The organism is Paracidobacterium acidisoli, from assembly GCF_003428625.2.
Lineage (GTDB): Bacteria > Acidobacteriota > Terriglobia > Terriglobales > Acidobacteriaceae > Paracidobacterium > Paracidobacterium acidisoli.
In genome coordinates this window covers 579574-590701 of record NZ_QVQT02000002.1, presented here as the reverse complement: position 1 = coordinate 590701, position 11128 = coordinate 579574, and the positions used below count along the sequence as shown (strand labels likewise).

Below are 11128 nucleotides of genomic sequence, written 5' to 3'. Positions count from 1 at the left end.
TGAACGGAGCCTGAGTCGGGGATCAGGCGAAGACAGGCGGTGGCCGAATAGCTGCGGACTGAATGTGGCCCATTTCCGTCTTCCCGAACACAGGATCGGGCGGCGGAAATTCAAGACAATGCAGAAGAGAAATGTCCTGATGCAGAGAAAAGCCGGTTACGGCCAGCACAATGGTGTGCAGAAAGATATCGTGAGCCGGGAGCAGAGATCCACGGCGGGAGAGATGCTCTGCCTCCACGAGGGTTGCACCGGTGTGCAGGTCGTCGGTGAGTGAAACCACAGGCAGGAGGATCACGATCAGCAGAGCAACAGCAATCAGCTGTATCCCGATCGGGGATGACGAGAGATGGCTGCGGCTGCCACGCCGAAGACGGCAGTAACAGAAAAGCCACAGACTCAACAGGCCGACCGAAAGGGCCAGCCATACCAGATTGGAAAAACACTCTGCCAATTTCTGTGATTCTACAGGAGGGTTATTGATATTTCCATGAATCGGCAGTTATGAGCACAGTTGTACCTTCGAGAGAAACAGGTTTTAAGAGGTGGCTTGTACCAGCCCTCGACCAGCCTGGATCGGCTCATTTGTGAAGGCCGCAGCCAGGTTTGACGATAGATTGCAACACCTTTACTATAAGGAAGCGGTTGTGAAGGCGATTGTCATCCTGCCGTCTTGCCTGTGCATTGCCCCCTCGTTCAATGGTAGGACATCTGCCTCTGGAGCAGAGTATCGGGGTTCGAATCCCTGGGGGGCAACCAGAACTACATTTCCTGAAATTCTCCCAAACCTCTTCGCACAGCAAAAAAATTCCAATAAATCAATGATTTAAGGGTATTTTTTGTTCAGGAGCGTCCGAGGGCGTGCGCCTGGAGCCTTCAATAGCCGGGGAAGCTGGCCCATCTCACGAAAGCCAGCCAGATTCCGCTCCCCATTCCGAATCAGGTGCGAAGCAAACGCACGGCGTCAGCATCCTCAGATGATGGAGACGCTGCTACCCGGCGGGCTTTTCCTCTTCAACGATCTCGATGGTGACGACACCCGACCATCCGCAGGTGGGGCGCGTAATGATCCCAGTCGTAATCGCTCGAAGACCTATGTCTTTCAGGTTGACGATATATCCACATTTCGGACACCTATGGACGCTCTCTCACTCTTTCTCTGCGTCGGGACCTGGGACTCGAAGACTCATGGACTCCTCGGTGGTGTGGACGTGAGTGCGACTAACGGCCTGATGCGCTGAACCAGGAACGGTCGGGCTGAAGCCAGGACGGCCAATCCCACAACGTCTTACTCGATTCCGTGTCCAGGCGCTCTCCGCGCCACAGATGACATCCGTCTGGTCGCTCTATTGCTATCTCTCCGCAGAAGCGTCTTTATCCGATTGAAACAAACGAGGCGCGAGATTCGCGTGGCCCTGTTTAGGGGGCACGATGCTGCGTCAAATCGTGTCTTCAAAGTAGGAAGTGCCCAGGAATAAATGTTTTAGAAGAATACGGCGTGGAACTATGCGCAAGGGAGATCGTGGCTTCGCGGGCCCCGCTAAATGAAAGGTTAGTGAATTGTCGGCAAGTTGTCGTATGAAGGCCCTACATCGGGAAGATAGAGGTATACGCCATGCACCTCATCAAGCCAAACCGCGAAGAAGCCGTCGTGTCTCTGGAGGCGATTTTCGCCGCGAGATACGACTGGCTGCTGAGATGGGCCTTGCAGTTTGCCGAGGGCAATCGTGCAACCGCCGAGGACATGGTGCAGGATACGTTTGTCCGTTTCATTGTGGCGCAGCCGGATGTCAAAGACCCTGAGAACGCGGAGCCGCTTCTCTACACCTATTTGAGGTATGTCCATCTCGCCCATCAGCGCCGTACCCGCCGTCATCTGCTGCATCATCTGACGATTATTGATTTCGACTCCATCCAGTTGGCGGTGCGGGAAAATCCCAGCACGGATGCGATCGATATACAGGATGACCTGCGCCGTGTCGTCGCCTATCTATCCTGGCGAAAAGAAACTGCTAAGTCGGCAAGCATCCTGATCCTCCGGTTTCTTCATGGTTATCGCCGTGAAGAGATCATGCAGCTCGCTCTCATCTCTAAACAGGCCGTGGCCAATGGGTTGTTGCTTGCTCGTGATGAGACGAAGCGGTATCTCGAAGATGCAGCCAGTATGCGGGTCCTGCATCACCCTGCGCCGCCGGACCCACTCCCCAGGCAGATCGCCGTGCCGCTGGAGCAGTTGTTGGCAGAGCTGCGAAACACCATCTTTGACGCCTGCCAAACCTGCTGTCTTCCGAAAGACGAACTGTTACAGCAATACACCAACCTGAATCCGAAGCCGCTCGATACGGTTCTCCTCGCGCATATTGTCAGTTGCAGGCGATGCCTGGATCTCGTTAACGACTTCCACCAGATACCGCGCATCGATCTGCGTTCGCCCGATGATGCGACCGCCTCGACACGGCGGACGAAATCCGAGTCGAGAAAGAGGAGCGGCAAAAACGCAGCGGAACCGAAGATCGTTATCCGCAAGGCGTACCAGCGGCTCCGTGAACTATACGATCATCGGCCAGAATCCATCAGCATTGCAGTCAACGGCCACATCCTCGCCGCGCGCGACATTAGTTCGACGGTGAACCGGCTTGAGGTTGAGGTTCATCCCGAGACCCGTATCGAATTCATTGAAGTGTTGAGCGAGCAGGGTATCTGCCTGTTGGCAATTCCTGTCGTCTCCGAGCCGCCGCAGAGTGAACCGGAGATTCGCTACGAGGTGTTCCTGGGAGATGCCTGCAAGCTGGAGCTGCTCGTGAAATTTATGGGCAACGGGCCTCTGATCGAAGTTCTTTATCACGATGAGTCTTTGGCCTCGGAGCAGGAGCCGGGTGCAGAGGATGCATTGATCTCGATGCGACAGGAAGTGGTCTCCTCTCCGCTGGACAGGCCCTCTCTTCTCCCCAAAACGAAGTGGCAGACGAGGCTGAGGCGGAGGGTCAGGCGTATCTTCACTCCTTCTTTGAGTCCCGTCTTCACGAGCGCAGTCATTCTGGGCGTGGCTTCGCTTGTGTGCTTCGGTATCTGGTGGAAGAACCGCCCGCATATCACCCCTCACGAGATTTTGGCGCAGTCGGTGAAATGGGATCATGGCGTTCCGGGAAGCAGCCAACCTGGAGTGATCTATCAAAAGATACGGGTTCGGACCTCGACGCAAACTGTCGAGCGTTCGATCTACCACGACGCCCAGGGCAAACGGCGTCTGAAGCCACAACCGATCACCCCGAATCTCGATCAGTTGCGCACGAAACTGTCCGGAGCCGGTGTGCCCTGGGATGAGCCTTTGTCGGCGGGCAGCTACCAGAGCTGGCATGACCATCAACAGATACGGAAGGATCAGGTGGTTCGCTCCGGCGAGAATCTGCTTACTTTGACCACTCAGGTCGAAGGTGGAGACATTGCGCAGGAATCGTTGACCATTCGTGAGAGCGACTTCCATCCGGTGGGCCGCACGATTGAGTTCCGGCAGACCGGAACGGTCGAAATCGCGGAGCTGAATTACGACCTGATGCCGTGGGGCGAGATGAACGATGAGCTGTTCGAGCCGATCGGCCAGCCTCTCGCTGCTCTGCACATGCACGCGCCAGCTATCCATCTTCCTCATGTCCTCTCCGACCTGGAACTGGACGAAGCGGAGCTAGCGACGCGTCTGGTCCTGAACCAGTTGGGAGCGGACAAGACGGAACGTATCGACCTCGTTCGTTCTTCGGACGGCGTTCAGGTCAAAGGAATTGTCGCAACCACGGAGCGCAAGAACGAAATCGAGTCCCGTTTGCGCCTGGTCCCTCATGTCATTCCCGTGATCTACACCTTTCAGGAATTTGACGACCACACGCACGGCACCGAAGGAATTACCGGAATTCAAACTGCATCGGTCATCGCCGATGTAACGCCGCTGGAGAAGTACCTGCTGGACAAAGGCCGAAGCCGCGAGGACGTTCGTCGCATCTCGGTCCAGCTTTTCAACGACGCGGCTTCGCTCACGCAGGACGGAAAGGCCATTGATGATTTACTGCAACGCTTTGACCAGGATCAGCGACTCACGCCGGAAGCCCACGGTGCTCTTACTCAATTACTTGCCAGGCATCAGGCCAGCCTTCTCTCGTCTCTGGACGAAGAGGACAAGCTGGTCGCCGAACTCGGCATCCCGGCAGGGGATGCCAACCGTGCTCCTAATGACGTGGCGGGTTCTCTCAGGAATGAGGCAGAGCAGAACATTCACCTTTGCAAAGAGTTGATCTCAGGCAATGGTGATTCGGCAAGGACTGCGGACGCAATCGTTCCAGACCTTCTTGCCTCCGTAAGGCGTCTGCGCGTGGCTGTTCGCCAGGCGGATAGCAACGACGCCCAAAGGCATTAAACAACAGCTTCATCAGTTCATAGAAAGCCCTGGAAATGCGCCGATCATTTTTACATTGCCTGATGTGTGTCCTGATTCTGACAGGTTGCCACTCTGCCTGGGGGCAGAATGCAAGATTTACCGGACACGTTACAGACCAGCAGGGAGCCTCCATCCCGAATGCTCAAGTGCAGCTTCTTAACCAGGATACCGGGGTTAAGTTTGAAACCAGGTCGGATGTCTCCGGCGCGTATACCATCCCCTATCTCACGGCGGGGCAATATCAGATCGAGATCGACGCTCCGGGGTTCAAGGCCGCCGTGAACAATGTCAGTCTCGGGATGGGACAGGCATTTGTCTATGATGTCCAACTGGCGGTCGGTTCAGCCCAATCGACAGTGAACGTTGATGCAGGGGCGTCGTCCGTATCCCAAGTCAACACCGAGAATGCGGAAGTGAGCGGCACGATTACCGGGAAGGAAGTCGCTGGTATCCAGCTCAATGGTCGCAACTATTCTCAGTTCCTGGCGCTCGCGCCCGGTGTCAGCAACCAGACCGGCCAGGACGAGGCCCGCGTCGGGATGGCCGGAAGCGTCAGCTACTCCATCAACGGTGGACGTACCGAGTACAACGCGTTTCTCGTGGACGGCTCCGAGACGCTGAACGTCGGTATCAACAAAGACCATACCTCGCTAATTGTCACGCCCAGCATCGATGCTATTCAGGAGATCAAGGTATTGACCTCCAACTATGGCGCGCAGTACCCAAGCACCGGCGACGGCACTTCCATCGTCACCACCAAGTCCGGCACCGACCAGTATCACGGCAATCTCTACGAGTTCATCCGCAATGAGATGTTCAACGCCAAAGGCTACTTCGATGTGACCAACGGCGCGCCGCTCTATCGCCGCAATGATTTCGGTGGAACTATTGGTGGTCCGCTCTCGATTCCGCACCTCTACAACGCCAGGGGCAAGACACACTTCTTCTTCTCGGAAGAGATGCGGCTCGAAAAAGATCCTTACCCATATCGGCAAGGCGTACCCTCGCTCGCTGAGCGTGCGGGCAATTTTAGCGACGTGTGTCCGGCTGCGGCGCCGGGAGTTGAAGTGGGGTTCAATCCCGCGAACTATCCGGATTGTCCCCGTATCCATGGGATATTCAATTCCGGTCTGTACTCGACGGGAACCTTTCCCGGAAATTACTCCATCCCTAATCGAAATGCTGCCGCTCTATTGAATACCGGCATTATTCCTGAGCCCAATGCGACTACCGGCTGTACGTCATCCATCGGCTCCTGTTACAACGCCGAAGTCTATCTACCAACATATTGGCGTGAAGAGCTCTTCCGCATCGATCATCAAGTCAACGAGAAGGCCCAAATTGGCTTTCGCTATATTCACGACGAATGGGACGAGACTACTGCCATTCCTCAGTATGGTTTTGTTACAAATAATTTCCCAACTATTCAGAACAGATTTTATGGTCCGGGCTTGAGCCTTGTAGCTCGCTCTACCTATATTTTCTCGCCTTCACTGCTCAACGAATTTATTGCGAGCTATACCAATTCCTATCTCACGTTGTCGGATGTGCCGGGCAGAGGCGTCGATTTGCAGCGCCCGCCCGAACTCGATGCTCCGTGTGCTCTCAATGGCACTGGCACCCAGGAATGTGGCATGGGGTCACTCTTTCCCGGCAATAATAACGCGGGCCTGAACGGCATTCCGAAGATGCCCGGTATCGCTATCGCCGGCAACAATGCCGAGTATGGTGGATACGGTTTCGCCTCGGACCCGGGCTATATGCCCTGGGAACATTCGAATCCAACATACAGCTTTATTGACAACATAACCAAAACCTGGCGAAAGCATAATTTTCAATTCGGCGCGCAGTGGATCGTCTTTCAGAGGAATCAAACCAACGGTCCCATTGGAGCTGCAACTGGCGAGCCTCAGGGCGTGATGACGTTCAGCAATGTCAAAGCTCTCTTCTCCACGGGAAACTCATTCGCCGACTTTCTGAATAGCAACGTCTCGAGCTTCCAGCAAGACAGCACGCAAACGAAGTATCGGCAGAGGTATCAGATTGTTGAGCCGTACGTCCAGGACGACTGGAAGATTACGTCGCGGCTGACTGTGAATCTCGGTCTGCGCGTCAGTCTTTTCGGAACCTATTACACAGCCAATCACAATGCATACAATTTTGTTCCATCGGCCTGGAGCGCAGGGTTGGCTGCCACTGTGACCGTGAATCCATCTCTTGGTAACCTGGTCGATGGTTTGACTTCCAAACCGATCCCTCTGAATGCGATCAACCCATCCCAGGACCTCGACCCACGCGTCAGGAACGGCATCGTGCGATGTGGGGTAAATGGCGTTCCCGCGAGCTGCATGGATGGACATCTATGGAGTCCGGCTCCGCGCATAGGCTTCGCCTGGGACCCGTTCGGCAATGGCAAAAACTCCATCCGGGCTGGCTACGGCATATTCTTCGAGCACGGCACCGCAGACGAGGCCAACACAGGATCGCTTGAAGGCAGCGCTCCGATGGTTCTCGATATGACGCAGTACAACACGTCTTTTGCAAGTATTGGTGCAGGTGCCAATGGGGCTCCATCGCCGTATGCGGGGACATCAGGCCCGGTCGCATTTCCCTTGAACGTAACCGCAATTCCCACGCAGGCAGTGTGGCCTTATATCCAGCAATGGAGTTTCAGCATCGAGCGGCAGCTTCCGTGGAACATGCTGCTCACAGGGGCATACGTGGGCGGCAAGGGAACACACCTGACGGCCGAAGAGCAGATCAACCAACTCAAGCCGATCGCAAGTGGACAAAACCCTTATGGTCCTGGCGATCCCTTTCTCACGTCGGATTGCAGCAGCACAACCGGGCTGCTGCACAACGGCAACCCCATAACCAATGCGGCAAGGGTGAATCTGCAAGCGGCATGTAATGTCGATCCCAATGTTTTGCGAGAAGCGTATCCCGGCATGGGCCAGATATTCTCGCTCCAGAACGTGGCGACCTCGAACTATAACGCATTTCAGTCGGTGCTTCGCCGTACTCAAGGGCCTCTGTTCATGGGCGTGTCCTACACGTATAGCCATTCGCTCGACAATTCTTCCGATCGCTCCGACGCGACCTTTGTAAATTCGTTCGACCTGCGTTCCAACCGCGCCAGCTCTAACTTCGATCAGCGGCACTTACTACATATCAGCTACATCTACGATCTTCCGCTTCGCCGCTTCCTTCAGCATCTTCTCGCCAGCATCGACGGCGATCCCGATTCGGAACGCCAGGCAAACGACCGTCCCGCGTCCGGCTATCTCAACTCGCATATCGGGAAATTACTCACCGACCACTGGCAGTTGTCCGGATTGACTCTCTACGAAACAGGTACGCCGTTCTCTGTGGTGAATAACGGCAGCCCGAGCGGCATTGCGACACAGGACAACGCCGGAGTGGCCAATTCTACGGGTTCAGGTTCATACCCTGACCTCTCGGGAATATCCGCGCGTTCAGCGGCTCCCGCCGCAGGCAATAACAGCCGAAGCATTGGACCACTGTTGCTCAATCCAGCCGCTTTTGTAGCGCCACGCGGCTTCACCTTCGGCAATGCAGGGCGCAATTCGCTCAATAACCCGAGCCGGTTGAATTTCGATATGACGCTCGTGAAGGTGTTTTCACTCAGGGAAGGAAGCAACTTCGAGTTTCGCGCGGAAGCCTTCAACGTCTTCAATCAGACGCAATTCCGAATTTACGACTCGACACTCGGCAATCAGGCAAACAACACGGTGAGCTGCTATGGCGATTACGGTACACACTACTCCGCTGCCGGCGGCAATGGCACGGACTGCTTAACGGGAAGTTCCTTTCTTCATCCGATCGACGCGCATCGTCCGCGCACGATGCAGTTTGGTCTTAAGTATGCATTTTAGCCGGGTAGGGAAGGTAATTATGTGTGAGTTCAAGTCGATGGGACGGATTTGGAACGGAGATAGAAGAGTGGTAGGCGAGAGCATCGACGCGCAAGGGTTAAGAAAATGGCGCTGCCGCAATGTAACGAATGTTCTCCATGCTTCATTGCTGCTGTGCGGCGTAGTACTGAGCGGATGCGGCAATGCTACACCGGCAACTCCAATGCCTTCCAATGGGGGCACGGTTCGCACCTATCAAGGTGTCAGCAATATGATCCAGGCGACCTATGGAGCACTTGGGAGCGTTCCTTCCTGGAGCCTGGTGCTGAGCTCGACCGAGAGTTCTTTCAGGCACAATGACGCATATTCCAGCGACGTACTTCCTGTTACGGGAACCTATTCAAGCGACAACGGCTATCTGTTGCTGACCAGCTCTGGACAGCCACCAGCAGGAGAGGGACAGGGGTATTCACTCGTGCTCCCTGGTGAAGCTGCGCTTCTCCGGCCTGGCGATTCTACGTTCGCGCCGGTGATTGCTGCTGACATGGAAAGCTGCCCTGCCATCAAGAACAATGAAACATTCCTTTTTGTCGCCCTGCCTGGACTGTTCTGGAACAATGCCACATCGGCAGCTTATGGAACGGTGCAGGCCGCCACGGATACGACAGGCGTCAGCTGGAGTTTCTCGAGTCAGAGCCAATCGCTGCTGACAGGAAGCGGCTCTCCGCCGAGTTATCCGACGTCGTTCTCGGGCACATGCGGTCAGGGCATCAACGGCTACAACATCGGCTATGGCATCAGCATTCTTCCTACGGCAAAAACGCCATATTACAGCCCGACGATCTCGGTAAGTCCGGGCGGTCTCTTCACCGAGTCTGCGACAGGAGCGGCGGTCACTAATATCAATGCGCCAAACAACTATCCTCAGCAACCTCTTGTAGGCGTAGCCGCTCCTTCGTCCGCACTGGACACCAATGGTCTTGCTGCCGGCAAATATCTCGGATTCATGTATCAGTCCCTGCCGAATTCCAATTCAGCCGACCAGACTCAAACTACACAGCTCATTTCCTTCGGGACGATCACTCCCGGTGCCGGCACGACAATGACCGGCGGCGTGTTCCCGAAAGATGATCCGTCACAAATGCCCGCAACGAACGTCGTCGTGAACCTGGGAGCCCAGAGCGCATCGCAGAACGGTCTGTACACCGGCGTGAGAGTGACGATGCCGGACACGAGCACTGTCGCAGGTACTTGCGCTAAATACGGTGGCAGCCCCGGCATGACAGCCGGTGGCAGTCTTACGTGCAGTTTTCCAGCAGTCGCAGTGGCCGGGAATCCCGACAACAAGTTCGTCATCTTCCTGATCGGTCAGAACCCAATACAACAAGCGCCGTTTGGCCTTTACCTCTATCAGCAGTGAAACCGGAGAAGCGAGATCGACGCATGACTAACAAGACAAAAAGAAAACGAATCTCATCCTCTGGTGGGCTTCTTGTTGCGATTGCAACAGGAGTAGCACTCGCGGTTGCAGGTTGCAGCTCTGGAGGCTCCTCCAGCGCCAATTCCGCCGGAGCCACATGGCCGCCATCGACTCCTCCTGCTACTGCTCAGAAGAATATTTACGTTGGCACGCAGAGCCCTGGCTGGTACACGATCACCATCGATCACACGAGCAACACCTTCAGCTATCAGGACCTTTCCGCAAATACTCCCGCTGTCTCCGGCACCTTCACTACAACCGCAAACGGCTTCATGGTTCTGAGTACAAGCGCGGGAAGCCTAGCGGGTTATGCGTTGGAGCAGCTCAGTCGCGCGGTCTTGCTGGTTCCAGCGGCCGAGTCAGTCAATGGTCGCTTTCCGTTGACGGGAAACGCAATCTTCGCAATCACAGCTCCTTCGTGCCCGGTAATTCCTGACAGGACGAAGTTGGAATACCTCGGCTCCGGAAATGCGAACTTCCAGACACCTGGTGTCAACGAAACGAATGTTGGCTCAGGACTGGTTTACGTATCCACTGACAGCAACGGAATGAACTGGACATTTGGCGGGCAGCTCCAATACATCCTGCCGAGCATATCGCTCCCAGCCATCGGCTCCATCTCGCCTACACCTGATCCTTTCAACGGTGCCTGCACCGGCAACTCCGGGTTTTCATCAATCCAGACAACCATTACCGAACCGAACTCACTGCCCGCAAATTTTGCTATCGGGCCGTCCGGTTTTTTTGTCGAAGACCGTTACCAAAGCGATCAGATGGCCTTTATCGGGGCAGCCATGCCCGCATCGCCCATCGACTTGTCCGGCCTGAGCGGAGCCGCTTTTCTTGGGGTGAATATGTCCGGAGGAGAAGGAACAGCAAACCAGGCGAATCTTTCCGCGCCGCAGCTGGTCTCTGCTTCCGCAGCGGCGGATGGCTCCGGGAAGAGTATCAGGCTTGTTGGCGGAGCGTTTCCATCGAATGATCCAACACAGACTTCCGTCAACACGTTCAACATCACTCTCGGTACGCAGGACAGCGTAAACAACGGCTATTTCCCCTCGGCTACCTACCTCTTTACCGGTCCCAACAGCGCCGGACAGAACGACCCCGCATACGCGATCGTGACTCAGGTCGGCGGGAAATACACCATCTTTGTGCTGGCGGAGACAGGATCAGGCATTGAATCGGGATGGATTTTGTTTCAACAATGACCGATCTCGCGCAGGTTCTTTTCTGAAGTTTATGCAACAACGACATGCAACAGCCTTGGGAGGGTAAGTTCATGCAGCAGATTTGGAAATTGAGGGTGTATCGACTTGCGCAAGCCGTCACATTGTTGACGTCGCTTGT

The 11128-nt window shown here is 55.3% G+C and carries 5 protein-coding genes and 1 tRNA gene; 5 read left to right on the top strand and 1 reads right to left on the bottom strand.

Annotated elements, in window-relative coordinates; all coding sequences use genetic code 11:
* Positions 1 to 22: 22 nt before the first annotated feature.
* The gene (locus tag D0Y96_RS06290) at positions 23 to 295 is read right to left on the bottom strand and encodes a hypothetical protein (protein WP_147324947.1); all 273 of its coding nucleotides are present in this window, start codon (positions 293 to 295) and stop codon (positions 23 to 25) included.
* A gap of 387 nt (positions 296 to 682) precedes the next feature.
* Here D0Y96_RS06290 and D0Y96_RS06285 point away from each other — a divergent pair.
* From D0Y96_RS06285 to D0Y96_RS06265, 5 genes are all read left to right on the top strand, one after another.
* A tRNA-Gln gene (locus D0Y96_RS06285) sits at positions 683 to 756 on the top strand.
* An 856-nt stretch (positions 757 to 1612) separates the two neighbouring features.
* Positions 1613 to 4402, top strand: coding sequence for an RNA polymerase sigma factor (locus tag D0Y96_RS06280; protein ID WP_117298475.1), 2790 nt, complete (start codon positions 1613 to 1615; stop codon positions 4400 to 4402).
* A gap of 35 nt (positions 4403 to 4437) precedes the next feature.
* Positions 4438 to 8319 (top strand): TonB-dependent receptor, encoded by a 3882-nt coding sequence (locus D0Y96_RS06275; protein ID WP_117298474.1) that lies wholly within the window; start codon positions 4438 to 4440, stop codon positions 8317 to 8319.
* Between the two features lie 19 nt (positions 8320 to 8338).
* Positions 8339 to 9718, top strand: a complete 1380-nt coding sequence (locus tag D0Y96_RS06270) for a hypothetical protein (protein ID WP_147324945.1) — start codon at positions 8339 to 8341, stop codon at positions 9716 to 9718.
* Entirely contained in the window at positions 9715 to 10989 is a 1275-nt protein-coding gene (locus tag D0Y96_RS06265; RefSeq protein ID WP_147324943.1) for a hypothetical protein, read from the top strand. Before D0Y96_RS06270 ends, D0Y96_RS06265 begins: the two co-directional genes overlap by 4 nt.
* The last annotated feature ends 139 nt before the right edge of the window (positions 10990 to 11128 follow it).